We start from the raw sequence: 18,022 nt of genomic DNA, 5'->3' as shown, positions 1-18,022 counted from the left end.
TCTGGGGGATAAGGAAATGTCTAAAAAACGGAATTTGATGTATGTGACAGCAGGAACAGTACTAACAGGAATTGGACTCGCACGTTTAGCAAAGCAAGGGAAAAAAGACAAAGAAACAGATGGTATAGATCATGTGTTAAAGCAGATAAAAGCGCCAAAGTTCCCAGATCGTGAATTCAATGTCATTCATTATGGTGCAGATAACAAAGGGATAGAGCTTTCGACAAATGCTATTCAGTCTGCCATCGATGATGCACATCGTTTGAAAGGAGGGCGAGTGCTGATTCCTGAAGGGACATTTTTGACAGGCGCTCTAGAATTGAAAAGCAATGTAGAGCTTCATCTTCATGAAAATGCCTATGTGACCTTCAGCCAAGATACACGTCATTATCTTCCGCTTGTTCTAACAAGATATGAAGGCATTGAGCTTTATAATTATTCGCCACTTATTTATGCCCATCATGCAGAAAACATCGCGATTACAGGAGCAGGCATGCTGGACGGGAGAGGGGATGAACACCACTGGTGGCCTTGGAAGTATGGAACAAATGGTCAGCCCTCTCAAGATCGGGATCGTCAGCTCCTTTTTGATATGGCTGAAAAAAGAATACCAGTGGAAGAAAGAGTGTTTGGCGAAGGACATTATTTAAGATCAAGCTTTATCCAGCCATACAATTGCCAAAATATTCTCATTGAAGGAGTAACCGTAAAGGATTCACCGATGTGGCAAGTCCATCCGGTGTTAAGTGAAAACGTCATCGTCCGCGGGGTGAATATCATCGGTCATGGCCCAAATACAGATGGTGTGAATCCAGAGTCGTGCCGACATGTGCTCATTGAAGATTGTTATTTTGATAATGGCGATGATTGTATTGCCATTAAATCGGGCAGAAATGAGGACGGCCGGAGAATCGGCGTTCCATCTGAAAACATCGTCATTCGTAGAAATACGATGCGTGATGGTCATGGCGGAGTAACGATCGGGAGTGAAATCTCTGGAGGCGTCAAGTATGTATATGCAGAGGATAATGTCATGGACAGTCCGAACCTTGACAGGGCATTGCGCATTAAGACCAACTCTGTCAGGGGCGGTACCATTGAACACATCTATTTTAAAAACAATCTAGTGAAAAGCTTAAAGCATGAGGTGGTCTGTATCGACATGATGTATGAGGAAGGGGATGCCGGTCCGCATAGGCCTGTAGTCCGTCATATTGAAGTAGAAGGGTTAAAAAGCAGCGGAGGGCGATATGGTGTCAAGATCGCCGCATACTCACATTCCCCGGTCACACACTTTAAAATGAAAGACTGTGTCATTGACGATGTCACATACCCTCTTTCATTGGAACATGCAGTATCTCCTTCATTTCAGAAAGTTGTCATTAATGGTGAACATATCAACCAATAGCGGAAGTGAAAACAGCCACGTCAAAGGCTGTTTTTCTTTTACAAGGACAGACAAGACGTATTCGGAATCACATATACAACCTATCTGCACTGTAGTATAATATTCCCGAAATTAGAAAAGAATTGACGAAAGAGATGACGTCAAGCAGTACATAAAGCAGGGGGTTTATTGATGAAGAAGTTAACTGGTATTTGGCTATCATTGTTACTTGTGATCGGTGTTTTAGCAGGGTGTGCAGGTGCGGAAACGGACCAAAAAACAAACAGTTCAAAGCCTAAAGAGACAGAGGCTGCGGCATTTCCTGTATCCATCAAAGATGCAGCTGGTAAAACAGTTGAAATCAAAGAACAGCCTAAACGAATTGTTTCGTTAATTCCAAGTAATACAGAGGTTGCCTATGCCCTTGGTCTTGGAGATAAAATCGTGGGTAGATCAGATTTTGACAACTATCCAAAGGAAGTAGAAAAGGTAGAGAAGATTGGCGGTCTTGATTTCAATGTAGAGAAGGTTATTTCCTTAAAGCCTGATCTAGTCTTAGCACATGCATCACAAATGAGCTCAAAAGACGGATTTAAACAGCTTGAAGATGCAGGTATTCAAGTGCTGACTGTCAATGATGCGGCTTCCTTCAAAGATGTTTATAAGTCTATCCATATGATTGGTGAAGCAACCGGCGTAAAAGAGGCATCAACGAAGCTTGTAGATGAGATGAAATCAAAACTGAATGACATCAAAAAACAAGCAGAATCCATCTCCAAAGACAAACAAAAAACAGTTTTTGTCGAAGTATCAGGTGCGCCTGAAATTTATACAACAGGTAAACAAACGTTTATGGACGAAATGTTGTCTGTCATTCATGCAAAAAATGCTGCTGGCGACCAAACAGGCTGGGTGCAAATGACGGAAGAATCAATTATTAAACGAAATCCTGATGCTATTGTTACGATTGATGGCGCAAGCTTAGATGATCTGAAAAAAAGAGACGGCTGGAAGGCGATCAAAGCAGTCAAAGAAAAACAAGTCTTTCAATTGAATACGGATCTGGCATCACGACCGGGACCGCGATTGGTTGAAGGAGTGGAGGCTCTTGCGAAAAGCATCTATCCTGACACGTTCAAATAAAATCATCATCGCATACACAGCAAGTGTTTTACTTCTTGTGGTGAGCATTGGAATGGGAATCTCATTTGGCAGTTTAGGGATTCCCATTCCTTCTATACTTCGGATCTTTGTTCATGAAGTATTTGGAATTCAGGCCGGAACCATTGATGCAATTGACCGCAATATTATGATGAATATCCGGCTGCCGAGAGTGATATTAGCGGCGTTAGTCGGAGCAGCTCTGGCGTTATCTGGTGCAGCCTTTCAAGGTTTATTAAAAAATCCTCTCGCTGACCCTTATACACTTGGGGTATCTCAAGGGGCATCTGTGGGGGCTGTAGCCACATTGTTTTTCAGTTTGCAGTTTCCTTTGCTCGGCAGTTTTACACTGCCTTTTTTGAGTATGACAACAGCGCTTGTCACACTATGTCTCGTCCTCTTTTTTGCCCGTCTGGTTCACCGAGGAATGAGCATTTCTTCTTTAATTTTGACGGGGGTCATCTTTAGCTCTTTTTTAGGAGCGCTCATTTCATTAATGATTGCGTTAACAGGTGATGATTTAAAAGAGATTATTCATTGGCTTCTAGGCAGTGTGTCTATGAGAGGCTGGCGATATATTGCTCTTTTCCTTCCTTTTTTCCTCATTGGTACATTTGCATTGATCTTGATGGGAAGAGATTTAAATGTGATGACATATGGCGAAGAAAAGGCAAAACTGTTAGGGGTTCATGTGAAACGGAGCAAATATGTGGTGTTGCTTGCTGGTTCGATTCTGACTGGAAGTGCGGTGGCTGTGTCAGGAACGATCGGATTTGTAGGACTGGTGATTCCGCATTTTATCCGTCTTTTATCCATTACGGATCATCGTCATTTGCTGCCTTTGTCGATGCTGAATGGTGCTTCCTTTCTCGTTTTAGCAGATGTGCTCTCCCGTACGATCATTGAACCGACTGAATTGCCTATTGGCATCATTACAGCGTTAATTGGTGCACCTGTCTTTGGCATCATCCTCATTCGCAGATATAGAGGAGGGACGCATCTATGATTCAAGTGAAGGAAGTTAGAGGAGGATATGGAGAAAAAGAGGTCATTCACGGCGTGAGTTTTGAAGTGGAGCGAGGGGAATTCCTCGGCATCCTTGGTCCAAATGGGAGCGGTAAGACGACACTGCTTAAAATGATCGCAGGTATTTTAGCACCTGAGAGCGGCCAAGTAACACTAGATGGCCATCCAGTTCAATCCTACCGGCCAAAGGCACTTGCGCAAAAATTGGCGGTTCTTCCCCAGAAGACCGATCAAGCCTTTTCATTTACAGTGAAAGAAACGGTCCAGTTTGGGCGTTATCCTTATCAGAAAGGGTGGCTACAATCTGTTACAAAAGAAGATATCGAGATTGTCAGCAAGGTGATGGACCAAACAGATATTGCTCAATTTAAGGATCAATCCATCCATGAGTTAAGCGGTGGAGAACAGCAGCGGGTTTACTTAGCCCAAGCGCTGGCTCAGTGCCCTGACTATTTATTGCTGGATGAACCAACGAGTTTTCTTGATTTAGCTTATCAAAAAGAGTTACTCGATTTGATTAAACAAGAGACCGCTTCCTCTAACTTAACGGTAATCGGTGTGTTTCATGATGTGAACATTGCCAGTTTGTATTGTAACCGCCTGCTTTTGCTGAATGAAGGAAAGACGGACATGCTGGGAGAACCGCATCATGTGTTGACCACCGAACGGGTGAACCGGGTGTATGAAACAGATGTAACACCTCTCCAACATCCACTGCGGGCAAACCCTCAGCTGGTAATTGAACCTGCGTCCATCTCTGAACATTCAAGGCTGAACTTAGCGGATGGGTGGAAAACATATGGCACAAACGGAATGACATTTTCTACTCATCAGCCATTGCGCATCCTTTCATCACATGAGAAAAGCGGGGGTTTCTTTTGGACACGCTCCCTTGGAACGGGAACTGAAGCACTCCATGACATGCTGGATGATGAGGAAGGGTACTTATTTCTTGGTCAATCTGATGGGCCGAAGCAATACGCCGCTGAAGATGATGATGATGATGAAGATGTCCTTCTTTATGGGATGCATCAAGAAGGAGAGCTGTCCGTTTGGCTTGTGCTGAAAGGAACGATATCAGATGGTGCGTCTGTCCAGCTGATGGGCGAGCTGACGCACTTCATTAAACAAGAGACAAGTATCCAGGTGCATCATCTTTGTATCGCTGCTGCCAATGCAGAAGAAAAGGAGCATACTGCTCATTTACATGAAAGAGTCAGACTGAAAGTGAAGCATCTTCTTCATACATTGAATGCTATAAAAAAGTGAACCGGCTGGTTCACTTTTTTTGTTGAAAACATCAACATCTACTTATGTCATCCACTGAATATTTGAAAAAAACGAAAAATATGTTGCTAAATAAATCATATTGCTTTTATAATAAGAATAATGAAAGCGTTTTAATAATTAATTGTTTAAAAATGCAACAATCGGAAGGGGAGGATCATTTGAACATTCAAGGAATCATTCCAGCTATTTTGACACCGCTTACAGAAGAAGAGCATTTTCATCCAGAAGTGACAAAGCAACTTATTGATCATTTAATCGACTCAGGTGTGCACGGCATCTTTGCTTTAGGGACAAACGGCGAATTTCATTTGTTTTCAGAGGAAGAAAAGCTTCAAATTGCTGAAACTGTTGTAAAGGCTGCGGGCGGCAGGGTGCCTGTATACATGGGAGCAGGTGAGAATAGCACTAAGGCAACCATTAAGCTGTCAAACAAGTTCGCAGATTTAGGCGTAGATGTCTTGTCGGTTATCACCCCTTATTTTGTTGCGCCATCACAAGAGGAGCTGTATGAGCATTTTCGTCATATTTCAGAGAATGTGACCATCCCCATTTTACTTTATAACATTCCATCAAGAACAGGTGTGTCACTTGCGCCAGAGACGGTTGCAAGGCTCAGCGTCCTACCGAATGTGTTAGGTATTAAAGACAGTAGTGGAGATATTGCCAATATCAAAGCGTATCTCGATGTCACAAAGGATGAAGAGTTTGTCGTGCTTGCAGGAACGGATTCCCTCATTTTAGAGACATTGAAGCTAGGCGGAACAGGTGCAGTGGCGGCAACGGCAAATGTGCTTCCCAAAACCGTCGTTGGCATTTATGAATCGTTTCAGCAAGGAAATCTTGACCAAAGTGAGCAATGTCAGCAGCAGCTGCAGCCGTTAAGAGCGACATTCACATTAGGAACGTTACCAGCACCTTTGAAAAAAGCAGCTGAACTTTCAGGGATTCCTGTAGGTCCGCCAAAAAGCCCGGTCAAAGCATTATCCGGCGAGGCTTTAGAAGCTGTGATGAACATGATGGAGAATTATCGGATACAAGCAAAAGCAGCAAAGGAGTCGTGAAGAGATGACAATATCACATTATCACTTTCAAACGGCATCACACATTGTTTCTGGCGCCCACTCTCTAGAGCTCCTTGGGGAGAAACTAGAGCTATTAGGACTTAGCAAATTGAGATCGATTTTTATTTTAACGCAGCCATCCATCGTATCTCTTGGTTACGCAGATCAAATCAAAACAGAACTTGCGAAAAAAGGGATTGCGAGTGAGATCAGCACAGAGATTAAGCCTGAACCAACGGAAGAAAATATCGAGGACGTATTCCAGACATTTTTAAAAGGGGAGCATGAAGCCATTATTGGGATTGGTGGCGGGAGTGTGCTGGATGCGGCCAAAATATTAGCTGTTCTAAAGACGAATGATCAGCCAATTTCTGATCTCGTTGGCACGAACCTTGTTAAAAAAAGAGGAGTTCCAACGATTCTCATTCCAACAACCTCAGGTACGGGATCAGAAGTGACACCAAACGCGATTGTTACCTTTCCGGAAAAAGAATTAAAAATTGGCATGGTCAGCCCATACCTTTTGCCTGATCTTGTGATCTTAGATCCCGCACTGACACTCAAATTGCCAAAAGCCATTACCGCAGCTACAGGGATGGATGCGTTTACGCATGCGCTTGAATCGTATATTTCAAATAAAGCCAATCCATTTAGTGATATGTTTGCACTCGAATCGATGAGGCTCATTTCAGGAAGTATTCAGGAGGCCTATCATCACGGGGATAATATGACAGCAAGGGAAGATATGCTGGTTGGTGCCATGTATGGCGGGATGGCGCTCACAAGTGCCGGAACCGCTGCTGTTCATGCAATGGCTTATCCGTTAGGGGGGAAATTCAAAATTTCACACGGTGTCGCTAATTCCATGCTGCTTCCTCATGTCACGGCGTTTAATGCAGACCATATCAAAGATCGTCTTGAAGATATTGCTAGAGTGATAGGGATCGAAGAGAAAGGCTCAAAGCATACGCTTGCAGAGCAAGTGATTCGTCAAGTAGAAGAGTGGACAGCGGATTTACACATTCCTCAACAACTCAAAGCCTTCGGCGTGTCAAAAGAAGATGTGCCGGCACTTGCTGAAGCTGCTTCGGAGGTGAAGAGATTAATGGATAACAACCCGAAGCCGATGTCTGTCTCTGATATTGAACAGATCTACATGAAACTGCTCCACGTTTAACACTTCATACGTCACTGGGATGGGACATGAGAAGTTGCTTCATACGGCTTGCACACAAAGGGGGATTTTAAGTGAATGTCTTAAGTAGTTCTGTCATCACATTTATTTTAATCGTCATTATTCTCTATATTCTGTTTACGACCTGGCTGACGATGCGTTTCCGTAGTAAGTCTAACTCAGAATTTAACAATGCCGCTAAGTCACTTCCAGCTATTGTGGTCGGTATTTTGTTAATGAGTGAATTCATTGGGACGAAGTCAACTGTCGGAACAGCTGAATCTGCTTTTACACACGGGCTTTCCGCTTCATGGTCTGTTATCACAGTTGCTATTGCCTTTTTTATTTTTTCCTTTTTCTTAGTGGGAAAGTTTTATCGAACAGGACAATACACGATTTCAGGTATTATTGATCAAAAATTTGGGAAATCAACAAAGCTTGTTGTCTCTGTCATTATGATTGCAGCCCTGCTCTTAGTGAATCTAGGAAACTATTTAAGTGGTTCAGCTGCCATTGCATCCATTCTTGGCCTTCCTTTAATGACCTGTGCCATCATCACGGCGGTTGTGAGTACATTTTATTTTACTTTCGGAGGAATGAAGGGGGTTGCATGGGTCACGATCCTTCATTCAATTGTGAAGTATGCGGGGATTTTAATTACACTAGGGGTAGCCCTTTATTTAACAAAAGGCTTTGAGCCAATGAAACAAACATTACCCGACCATTTCTTTACATGGGATGGGACCATCGGTTGGGGAACGATTGGAGCCTGGTTTATAGGAAACATGGGGGCCATTTTTGCGACGCAGTTTATCATTCAAGCGATCACCTCGTCGAAAAGTGAACGAGAAGCGAAAAAATCGACCCTGTATGCAGCACTCCTTTGTTTGCCGCTTGCCATTGCGATCGGGATCATCGGTGTCGCAGCCCGTTATTTGTATCCAGACATTGATCCTATTTATGCTTTCCCTGTCTTTTTACAGCATATGAATCCGATTTTGAGCGCTATTGTGGCAACATCGCTTGTCGCATCCATTTTTGTTGGTGTCTCGACGGTTGCACTTGCTACAACCACGTTGATTATTGATGACTTTTATGTACCGAAAAAGAAACCATCACCAGAGCAGCGTATGAAGGTGACTCGGTATGTAGCTGTCATGGTTGGGATTGTGCCGCTTGTGGGGGTCGCGCTTGCACCAGAGTTGCTGTCACTTTCCTTTTTTACACGAGCACTTCGAACATCGATTGCAGTTGTAGCAGCAATGGGCTTTTACTTGCCATACTTTAATTCAAATAGAGGAGCAACCATTGGTCTTGCCGCTTCAGGCATCGCCACGACGGTGTGGTATTTACTCGATAATCCATTTGGAATCGATAATATGTATGTGGCCATTATCATTCCTTTCCTAGTTCTGGTGATGGATCGATGGATCAGCCCGCCAGCTAAAAAGGATCAATCACTGAAAGGAGAATTATGATGACAAATGAAGACATCATGATCAAAATAGATGGAAAATTGCGACAAAATGAACAAGACGCAGCTAGAAAAGAAGCCTTTTTACCAACAGATTGCGTGCAAAACCATGCGGCTAATCTCATCGAACTGGATAATGGAGATTTGCTGTGTGTATGGTTTGGCGGTACGCAAGAAGGAATTCCTGATATCTCTATCTATATGTCAAGGCTCAAGCAAGGAAGTAATCAATGGACGAAGGCTGTGAAGCTGTCTGATGATTCTACAAGATCTGAACAAAATCCAGTTCTTTTTCAAGAGAAAGATGGCAGGCTGTGGCTGCTTTATACAGCACAACTTTCTGGCAATCAAGATACAGCTCTTGTGAGATATCGTTTATCGGAGGATAGAGGAGAGACTTGGGGAGAGATTGGTACTTTATTTGATCAGCCGGGGACGTTTATACGACAGCCTATTGTTATATTGGATAATGATGATTGGCTCCTTCCGGTGTTCTATTGTAAAACGATTCCTGGCGTAAAATGGACAGGAAACCGTGATGTCAGTGCTGTGAAGATTTCCTCAGATCAAGGGAAGACCTGGGAAGAGGTCACTGTGCCCAACAGTACTGGCTGTGTTCATATGAATATCGGAAAATGTGCGGATGGTTCCCTGCTTGCCCTCTTTAGAAGCCGGTTTGCTGATTCGATTTATATGAGCCGTTCAGTGGATCATGGACGGACATGGTCTGAGCCAAGAGCAACAGAGCTGCCAAACAATAACTCATCCATTCAATTTACGGTGCTCCATAATGGTCATCTTGCCCTCGTTTATAACCATATCAATGCGGATGATCAAACAGAAAGAAGAGCGTCCTTGTATGATGAAATTGAGGATGAAGGCGATACACGAACGGCTGTTGATACAGAGGCGCGTCCAGCCTTTTGGGGAACACCGCGTGCGCCAATGACACTTGCCATCTCGACGGATGACGGTGCGACATGGCCCGTCAGACGTAACCTTGAAATTGGCGATGGATATGCCATGACAAACAACTCAAAGGACAAATTGAATCGAGAGTATTCTTATCCATCCATCACAGAAGGAAAAGATGGTAGTCTGCACATTGCGTTTACTTTTTACCGGCAGGCCATCAAGTATGTGTGTGTGAAAGAAGAATGGACTCATCACACGTCTTAACCGCAAGGGATCAGTGTTTCCGTGAATTGTAACCCTCATTTTCTTCATTTATAATTGATGTTTGGAGGGTTGTCTCAATTTGCTAACATTTGGACTCCCTCAACGTATGTCTCACGATGAAGAGATAAAAAATGGGGGTCCTTTTCATGAATATAAAAGTATTAGGTATTGCACCGTATAAAGGATTAGGCGATGTATTAATCGACCTTGCCAAAGACGAAAAAAGCATCACATTCCAGCTTGAAGTCGGAGATCTTAGGTCTGGTGTTGCACTGGCAGAACAGGCCGAGGCTCAAGGAATGGATATTATTATGAGCCGCGGGGGGACAGCTGCGCTTATTCAAAAACACGTCAACATTCCAGTGGTGGATATCCCTGTGTCAGGCTACGACTTGCTTCGTGCCCTCACGCTGATTAAAGATTACCAAGGGAAAAAAGCAGTAGTTGGATTTGAAAATATTACACAAGGTGTACGCACCATCGGAGAGTTATACGGGATCAAAATTGATATTTATACAATACAGCAAGAGGAAGAAGTGTGGGATCTTTTACAGCAGTTACAGGAGCAAGGGACACAGGTTGTACTGGGTGATGTGATTACAGATAAAGCGGCCAAGGAGCTGGGGATGCAAAGCATGCTCATTACCTCAGGACGTGAATCTGTCAAAGAAGCGTTTCATCAAGCAAAACAAATGTACCGTTTATATAAAGAGGCGACAGCTGAGCAGCGCCTCTTTCGTGAAATGATTGATCAAGAGTCAAAAGGGATGCTGATCATTGATCAGCACAATCAGCTTTATTTTATCAATCAGCAAATGAAAGAATGGACAGAAAAAGGGTTATTTGCACCGTTTACGTCTCATGTTGATGTGATGGATTGGTGCCCGGCGCTTGAACCAGCAGTAAAAGCAGTTCGAGAAGGAAAACAAAATGGATATTCTCAAATCTCCTTTCAGCAGCAAGTGTGGCATGTCAAAGGAAGCTTATTATCTAAAGGTGAGCTGCTTTTGACGATTGAGAAGCCTTCTGCTGTGATTAATAGGGAGGGGCAGCGTATATGGACGCTGGCTGCACCTGTTCATTCAGCACATCCATTTGCTCTTTTTACTGAGCAGAGTTCAAATATGAAAGATGTGATTAAAAGGGCAAAGGCGTTCAGCCAAACAGATCGATCGATTTGTCTCTATGGTGAACAAGGAACTGGTAAATCAAGCCTTGCTTTTGCTATTCACCAAATGAGCGAGAGGAAAAATGAGAGCTTTATGACGGTGCATTGCAGCCGTTTGACTGAATTAGATGATGTAAACATAATTCCGGTGCATCAAAAAGGGACGATCTTTCTGAAGGATATTGATCGTGTCCCAATGGCTATGCAGCCCATTATGGCCGAGCAGCTTAGTCATCATCAGCAGAACATTCGCTGGATGGCTGCATCTACAGTTGATTTGTTCAAATTGATGCAATCTGGGGCGTTTCATGAAGACCTATATACGTGTTTGCAGGAGCTCGTCATTCATGTCCCGCCGTTATCTGAACGGGCAGAAGATATTGAGGATATGAGCAGGTTATTTATAGCTGAATTAAATTCTCTTTATGGGACGCAGGTTGTTGGGCTGTCAGCAGATGTGATTGCCGCCTTTCAAAACGAGCGATTTAGAGAAAATGTCCGGCAGTTCAAGCGGATTATGGAGGAACTGGTGCTGACAACAAAAAGTGGATATATCACGTTGAGTAAAGCAAAGCCGGCAATTGAGCAACTTGCTTCTGAGAATGAAGAAAAACAGCTGTCCAGCTATTTACATGGCACGCTTGACGAGATTGAAAGACGAATCATTCGGACGGTACTGGAAGAAGAAAATATGAATCAATCAAAAGCAGCAAAGCGGCTGAATATTAACCGCACGACGCTGTGGAGAAAGTTAAAGGAATAATATGCAATGAGACCGAGGTGTCTAAATGACAAACGATCTATTAAAAAAAGGAGCGAACTTAGAGCAAAAGGTGATCATTGTGGCTGATGATTTAACAGGCGCAAGTGATACAGGTGTTCAATTTGTGAAGGCCGGTTTAAAAGCCTCTGTGCTGTTCCAGCCGTCATTTGAGGATATGAGCCGGTACAAGGAGGAAGATGTATTGATTGTCGATACAGACTCGCGAAGTATGTCTTCTGAAAGAGCGTATAATGAGGTCAGTCAAATGGTTCAGCCGTTTCTACAAGGGGATTCACACCTTTTCTTTAAAAAAATAGATTCAACGTTAAGAGGAAATATAGGAATAGAGCTTCAGGCACTAATGGATCTTGGCCGGTTTGATGCGGCAGTCATTGCCCCCGCTTACCCCGATGCGAATAGATCTACGGCCTATGGCATTCATTATGTGGAGGGTGTGCCTGTTCATCTATCAGAAGCAGCGAAGGACCCAAAAACGCCTGTCCTGACATCCAGTATTTCAGACTTAATTGAAGAGCAGACAAACATCAAGCCAAAACATCTTTCGCAGCAAGCGGTCTATTCAGAGCTAAACGAAACGAGTCATGACGTTTCATCTTTATTAAAACATGGTCATCAATGGTTTGTGTGTGATGCAGAAACGAACAATGATTTAACACAGATCGTTGATTTGTTTATGAAGATCAATCAAAGAGTGCTTTGGGTCGGGTCAGCTGGACTCGCTGGCGCATTATCATCGTATGTTGCGAAACACCGCAATCTTTCTCGTGCAAAAAAGCATGAATCTGTTCTCATCGTTTCAGGAAGTGCTTCTCAAAAAACAAATGAGCAGTTTGCTTTTTTAAGAGAAAAGCACGATTGTCTCGAGGTGAAAGTGAACCCGTTGAATGTATTAAACGGCCGTGAAGCATGGGAAAGGAAATCAGTCATGGATCAGCTGCTCATGCGTCAGGATGAAGATATTCTCCTTTATACAGACGCAAGGCCAGAAATGGTTGAACAGATGTTGGCATACGGTGAAGCGAATGGCATGACAAGACAAGAAGTAGGAAGTACCTTATCTGTCTGTCTTGGTAAGATCACAAAAGACATTGTTGAATTAACAGGGGTGAAACGCCTTTTTTTAACTGGTGGAGATACGGCGCGTGCGATATGCCATGAGCTTGGAGCAGGCGGGATTCAGCTGTTGAAAGAAATTGAACCCGGCATCCCGCTTGGGCGGCTCGTTGATACGAGTGTATATGCGGTCACAAAAGCAGGGGCATATGGTCAAAAAGATTCTGTGCTCCATGCGGTTGAAGTGTTGAAAAACATAGAGGGGGTAGACGAATGGCAAAACCAATCATTGCTGTAACGATGGGAGATGCTTCTGGGGTTGGTCCTGAAATTATTTTAAAAGCCTTCCAGCAAAGCCGTTTACATGAAGAAGCCGTTCTATTTGTCATTGGAGACACCCATATATTAAATAGGGCGAAAGATTTTGTGAATACAGATGTGGAGATTGTCAGTATTAAAGAACCGGAGGAAGCGGAACAAGTAAAAGCTGGTGCCGTTCCTTGTCTTGATCTTCATCTATTAACAAGCGATATTCCAGTAGGAGAGATTTCAAAAGAAGCAGGGAAAGCCGCTTTTCGATATCTTGAAAAAGCCATTACACTTGCGAATGACTGTAGAATTGACGGCATTTGTACAGCACCGTTAAACAAGGAAGCACTTCATAAGGCTGGTCATATGTATCCAGGGCATACAGAAATTTTAGCTGACCTGACAGGTACGGACGATTATGCCATGATGCTGGCAGCTCCTAATTTAAAAGTGGTGCATGTGACGACACATATCGGATTAATGGATGCCATCTTAAAAATCAATCCTGAGCGTGTATACACAACGATTAAACTGGCTCATGATACCCTCGTTCGGTCTGGTATCCCTGCACCTAGAATTGCTGTGTGCGGGATTAATCCACATGCCGGGGAGAATGGTCTGTTTGGAAACGGAGAAGAAGAGGAGAAGATCATTCCAGCGGTAGAACGAGCACAGGATGAAGGGGTTCAAGTATTTGGCCCGCTACCAGCTGATACACTGTTCTTTAGGGCGACAAGAGGCGACTTTGATATCGTTGTGGCGATGTATCATGATCAAGGGCATGGACCAATCAAGGTGCTTGGCTTAGAATCAGGCGTTAATATTACAGTTGGATTGCCTATAATCCGTACAAGTGTCGATCATGGGACAGCATTTGATATTGCAGGAACAGGAAAGGCTGATTCTGCGAGTATGGAAGAAGCCATTCGGCAGGCAATCATGCTTTCTGGTACGAGAGAGAACCGATAGTAAAAGTGAAAGAGCCTTCCAATGGAGGCTCTTTCTTTAGTTCATATACGTTCCGCCATTCATATTGATGGTTTCCCCTGTGATGAAATCTGACTGATCAGAGGCTAAAAAGGTGACGGCGTTTGCGACTTGCTGCGGTGTTCCAATTGTTTTCAGAGGAATTCTTTCTAAAACAGATCTACGGTATTCATCACTCCACTGTTTGCTCATGTCTGTCTCAATTGGCCCAGGACAGACAGCATTTACATGAATGTGGTGTGCTGCTAATTCTTTGGCAAGATGCATCGTTAAGTAATTGATACCTGCCTTTGAAACGCCGTAAGCAGGTGATGCATTGTGATGAGGGGTTTTGCCAGTAGTTGAACTCATGTTGACAATCTTCCCGCCTTGCTGTTTGATCATGTCAGGAATGACTGCTTGACACATGAGAAACGTACCCGTCAAATTAATATCAATTAGTCTTTTCCATTCATCAACAGATGTATCGACTGTTGATTTCCGCAAATTGATCCCAGCATTATTGACCAATATATCAATCTGTCCGAAATGTTCTTTCGCCTTCTCAACGAGGGAGGCAGCTGTCTCTGGTAAACTCGCATCACCAGCGACATAAACAGCGCGTGTCTCTTCTTTATTCATAGAGGAGCAAACGTCTTGCAATAGTACTTCATTCGTTCCGTTCAGCACCACTTTAGCTCCTTTAGAGACAAATGCCTCCGCAATGGCGCGGCCAATCCCTCTGCTTGCACCAGTAATAATTGCTACTTTGTTTTGTAAAGTCATCTATCATCCCGCCCATCTATCATAATTAAAAAGCGCTTTCATTTATTATAAAATGTGATGTTTCATCATTCAACATATAAAGTGGAAATGAAGAGGTTTTGGATAAAAGTGTTTCATAATAAAACAAATACATCTTTTCCACTTCAGGGTATACTAAAAGGAACAAGCAATAGAGGGGGAAAACAGGTGAAACTTTATACAAAAACCGGAGATCAAGGTCAAACAGGCTTGATTGGCGGACGGGCTGATAAAGATGACGCAAGAGTAGAAGCGTACGGTACATTAGATGAGGCGAATAGTTTGATTGGACTTGCCCAGGCAAACTTGAGGCAGCATGGCGAATTGTTTCAAGATGTTCTGTCAGAGCTGATGGTCATACAGCATGAACTGTTTGACTGCGGCGGTGATTTAGCAGCGGTGAAACCACCGAAAGAAGGCAAGTTAACAGAAGAATCTGTGACAGTCCTTGAAAAGCGAATGGACGTGTATGTAGAAGAAGCCGCACCGCTGACTAAATTTATTTTACCTGGCGGCCAGGAAGGCGCTGCCCTCTTACATGTGGCTCGAACAGTTGTCAGGAGAGCCGAGCGGCATATTGTGACACTCGCAAAGCAGGAGGAAATTCCAGCAGTTACGCTCATATATGTGAACCGTCTATCCGACTATTTATTTGCTGTCGCCCGTATTGTGAATCATCGGCTCGGTGAAGCGGATGTTGAATATGAACGAAGTGCAGACGTGTTTCGTTCTAAATGAGGAAAAGCACTCTTCTAGTCGAAGAGTGTTCAGCGTGTAGACAAACCCTCGCATTCTTTGTCAGTCCTGCGTGCCGGTGCTCACGGATGTCCAATTCGCTCCGCAAAAGTAACTGTTCTTCCTAGACTGCAAAGGTTTTCTATCACGCTGAAAAGAAGACAAAGGGCTAAAATCAAGTTCATTTTAGCCCTTTGTCAATAATCTGAGCACTCTTCTAGTCGAAGAGTGCTTTTTCTATGGATTCAACCGCTCAGTCTGAGCCATGTTACGACTCTGGTCGCAACCAAAGATCAATCTACGACACGTTTTGTCGGCTTCCTTTTTTGACTATAGTGAAAGCAAGGAGCAAGAAAGGAGGCATGAAGATGAAAATCACAAGTAAAACCATCATCGGTTCAATCCTGATGTTTATCGGTTTATCCATCTTCTTTGGTGGTTCATTGGGCGGGCTGATCCCGACTTTGATTGGGGCGTGGCTCATTTATGTAGGTGTCAAAAAATATGATAAAGGCAGTAAAACAACTGGGGTCATACTCACTATTATCGGTGTATTGCTCGTCGCACAGTCGCTGCCATTTTTACTCGGAATCGCATTTGCTGGAGTACTTCTCTACTTTGGCTGGAAGATGATTAATGGTGAATCTGCAAAGGAATCATCAGGTAGATCATCCTATATGGAGCCAAACACGGCACCGAACATGGAAGAACCCATGCACACGTCATTTGATCAAGAATGGGAAGACTTTTTAAAGAAAAAATAAAAGGAGGAATATGAAATGGTATTAAGAAGAGTACGTGATATGTTTGTTGCAACAGTCAATGAAGGTTTAGATAAATTGGAGAATCCGCGTGTCATGCTGAATCAATATGTTCGTGATATGGAGGACGATATTGCCAAAGCGAAACATGCGATTATCAAACAGCAAACCATTCAGCAAGGTTTCTTGAGAAAAGCAGAAGAGACAGAAGCATTTGCTGATAAGCGAAAGAAACAGGCGGAGCTGGCGTTTCAGGCAGGAGAAGAAGAACTTGCACGGAAAGCACTGACTGAAATGAAGTATTTTGAAGAAAAGCACAATGAATATCAAGATGCCTATCAGCAATCTGTTAAACAGCTGAAAGAGCTGAAAGAACAGTTGCAGCATCTAGAAACAAAACTGCGTGATGTTAAAGACAAGAAGCAAGCGCTGATTGCAAGAGCCAATGCCGCACAGGCAAAGCAGCATATGAATGAATCTATGAATAAAATTGATAGTGAAAGTGCTTATAAAGAATTTCTACGCATGGAGAACCGTATAGAGGAAATGGAGACAAAAGCGGGTAGTTATGCACAATTTGCCGATCAGGGTGCTTATGCTCATCTTGATTACGCTGATGAGGTTGAAAAGGAATGGCAAAAGCTTCAACGATCAAAGCAGCCTGAGAAACAGCCGGCAAACTAATGGAAATGTGTCAAATCGGAAGAAAAACAGGATTTTTCTTCCGTTATTTGATTTCTTTCTGTTTCGCTTTTCCTTATAATAAAAAGGTCAAAGGATAAAGGGATGATATAAATGAAACGGTTCATTGGTCTAATTTGTATACTTGTTGGTGTTTTTTTGATGATTGGGATGCTTTTCAAAAATGGAGATCTCTTTCATTTGAGCTTTTCTCGTGATAAAGCGGTCACAACAGCTTCAGCGAAAAAGGATGAGGTTGAACAATTAGATATCTCTCTTTCTGGATTTAGCATCAAGGTGAAGCCGGAAGATCGTTCGGATATTTCTGTGATGGTTGTGAATGGAAAAGGGAAAATGTATGCGGAACAAACAGGCGGAACATTCAAAGTCCGTGCTGAAAATAAAGGATTTTTGTTTTTCTCTGCATTTGAAAAAGGAGAACTCTTAGTCAAAATTCCAACAGATTATCATAAAGATGTGAAAATAACAGGTGGAATCGGCGTGAGCGAAGTAAATGGCGAAGGAAAGCTGTCTCTTCAAGATGTGACGCTCAAATCAACGAGCGGAAACCTCACAGCTGAGAACTTCTCAGCAAATCGAGTGGAAATCAAGGCGACTTCTGGCAGACTCTCAGTGTCTCATATTGATGCGAAGGAAAGTGATATTGGTGCCACTTCTGGTCGTGCTGATATTCAAGATGTAAAAGGAAAGCTGCAATTAGGCATGACAAGCGGCAGGCTGACAGCAAGCTTTGATACAATTGATTCACCAGTCGACTTTCACATGACATCAGGCAGTGCGAAATTGAACTTGCCAGATGAGGGAGATTTCAAAGTTCAAGTGAAAAAAACGAGTGGAAGTATTGATCATTCGTATGATTTTGACCAAGCGGATAGTGAAGGCCGAGGTTTTACAGGCACGCATGGGAAAGGGACACACTTAGTCGATATTGAGATGACAAGCGGAAACTTAAAATTGCGGTAAACAAACGAAAAAAGGAAGGAGGCGA

The 18,022-nt window shown here is 43.2% G+C and carries 16 protein-coding genes; 15 read left to right on the top strand and 1 reads right to left on the bottom strand.

The genetic code is table 11. The features are described 5' to 3' along the window. Positions 1-16: 16 nt before the first annotated feature. The 11 genes from FBF75_RS06375 to pdxA all read left to right on the top strand — a co-directional run bounded on the left by FBF75_RS06375 (position 17) and on the right by pdxA (position 14,035). Positions 17-1,408 carry a glycoside hydrolase family 28 protein gene (locus FBF75_RS06375; protein ID WP_136944546.1) on the top strand — a complete coding sequence of 464 codons (1,392 nt, stop codon included), beginning with the start codon at positions 17-19 and terminating at the stop codon, positions 1,406-1,408. A 171-nt stretch (positions 1,409-1,579) separates the two neighbouring features. Next, entirely contained in the window at positions 1,580-2,530 is a 951-nt protein-coding gene (locus FBF75_RS06370; RefSeq protein WP_136944545.1) for an ABC transporter substrate-binding protein, read from the top strand. Further along, positions 2,496-3,554: a FecCD family ABC transporter permease gene (locus FBF75_RS06365; RefSeq protein WP_052320875.1), complete on the top strand. Its 1,059-nt coding sequence runs from the start codon at positions 2,496-2,498 to the stop codon at positions 3,552-3,554. Before FBF75_RS06370 ends, FBF75_RS06365 begins: the two co-directional genes overlap by 35 nt. After that, positions 3,551-4,843: a heme ABC transporter ATP-binding protein gene (locus FBF75_RS06360; protein ID WP_099496741.1), complete on the top strand. Its 1,293-nt coding sequence runs from the start codon at positions 3,551-3,553 to the stop codon at positions 4,841-4,843. The genes FBF75_RS06365 and FBF75_RS06360 overlap by 4 nt, the downstream gene beginning before the upstream one ends. Positions 4,844-5,022: 179 nt before the next feature. Further along, the gene (gene dapA / locus FBF75_RS06355; RefSeq protein ID WP_035701352.1) at positions 5,023-5,925 is read left to right on the top strand and encodes a 4-hydroxy-tetrahydrodipicolinate synthase; all 903 of its coding nucleotides are present in this window, start codon (positions 5,023-5,025) and stop codon (positions 5,923-5,925) included. Between the two features lie 4 nt (positions 5,926-5,929). Continuing rightward, positions 5,930-7,102 carry an iron-containing alcohol dehydrogenase gene (locus tag FBF75_RS06350; protein WP_017359261.1) on the top strand — a complete coding sequence of 391 codons (1,173 nt, stop codon included), beginning with the start codon at positions 5,930-5,932 and terminating at the stop codon, positions 7,100-7,102. Positions 7,103-7,173: 71 nt separating this feature from the next. Then, positions 7,174-8,577 (top strand): sodium:solute symporter family protein, encoded by a 1,404-nt coding sequence (locus tag FBF75_RS06345; RefSeq protein ID WP_025207958.1) that lies wholly within the window; start codon positions 7,174-7,176, stop codon positions 8,575-8,577. Continuing rightward, positions 8,577-9,752 carry a sialidase family protein gene (locus FBF75_RS06340; RefSeq protein ID WP_099496740.1) on the top strand — a complete coding sequence of 392 codons (1,176 nt, stop codon included), beginning with the start codon at positions 8,577-8,579 and terminating at the stop codon, positions 9,750-9,752. The genes FBF75_RS06345 and FBF75_RS06340 overlap by 1 nt, the downstream gene beginning before the upstream one ends. 146 nt (positions 9,753-9,898) lie before the next feature. Beyond that, entirely contained in the window at positions 9,899-11,683 is a 1,785-nt protein-coding gene (locus FBF75_RS06335; RefSeq protein ID WP_169476064.1) for a sigma-54-dependent Fis family transcriptional regulator, read from the top strand. A gap of 25 nt (positions 11,684-11,708) precedes the next feature. After that, complete coding sequence (locus FBF75_RS06330) at positions 11,709-13,055, top strand: four-carbon acid sugar kinase family protein (RefSeq protein ID WP_048003203.1); 1,347 nt, start codon at positions 11,709-11,711, stop codon at positions 13,053-13,055. After that, positions 13,031-14,035 carry a 4-hydroxythreonine-4-phosphate dehydrogenase PdxA gene (gene pdxA / locus FBF75_RS06325; protein WP_048003202.1) on the top strand — a complete coding sequence of 335 codons (1,005 nt, stop codon included), beginning with the start codon at positions 13,031-13,033 and terminating at the stop codon, positions 14,033-14,035. Before FBF75_RS06330 ends, pdxA begins: the two co-directional genes overlap by 25 nt. A 36-nt stretch (positions 14,036-14,071) precedes the next feature. Here pdxA and FBF75_RS06320 read toward each other — a convergent pair whose 3' ends face one another. Beyond that, positions 14,072-14,818, bottom strand: coding sequence for an SDR family NAD(P)-dependent oxidoreductase (locus tag FBF75_RS06320; RefSeq protein WP_136944544.1), 747 nt, complete (start codon positions 14,816-14,818; stop codon positions 14,072-14,074). Positions 14,819-15,004: 186 nt separating this feature from the next. On the opposite strand from FBF75_RS06320, the gene FBF75_RS06315 reads away from it, so the two are divergent. From FBF75_RS06315 to liaG, 4 genes are all read left to right on the top strand, one after another. Beyond that, entirely contained in the window at positions 15,005-15,574 is a 570-nt protein-coding gene (locus tag FBF75_RS06315) for a cob(I)yrinic acid a,c-diamide adenosyltransferase (protein WP_136944543.1), read from the top strand. Positions 15,575-15,939: 365 nt separating this feature from the next. Continuing rightward, positions 15,940-16,335: a membrane protein gene (locus tag FBF75_RS06310; RefSeq protein WP_019744034.1), complete on the top strand. Its 396-nt coding sequence runs from the start codon at positions 15,940-15,942 to the stop codon at positions 16,333-16,335. A 15-nt stretch (positions 16,336-16,350) separates the two neighbouring features. Further along, positions 16,351-17,016, top strand: coding sequence for a stress responsive protein LiaH (gene liaH, locus FBF75_RS06305; protein WP_019744035.1), 666 nt, complete (start codon positions 16,351-16,353; stop codon positions 17,014-17,016). Between the two features lie 111 nt (positions 17,017-17,127). Next, positions 17,128-17,997, top strand: a complete 870-nt coding sequence (liaG, locus tag FBF75_RS06300; protein ID WP_136944542.1) for a LiaG family protein — start codon at positions 17,128-17,130, stop codon at positions 17,995-17,997. Positions 17,998-18,022: the final 25 nt, after the last annotated feature.

Origin of the sequence: Bacillus sp. S2(2019) (assembly GCF_005144805.1) — a bacterium.
In the GTDB taxonomy this organism is placed as follows: domain Bacteria; phylum Bacillota; class Bacilli; order Bacillales; family Bacillaceae; genus Bacillus; species Bacillus altitudinis.
This window is presented reverse-complemented; position numbering and strand designations above follow the sequence as displayed.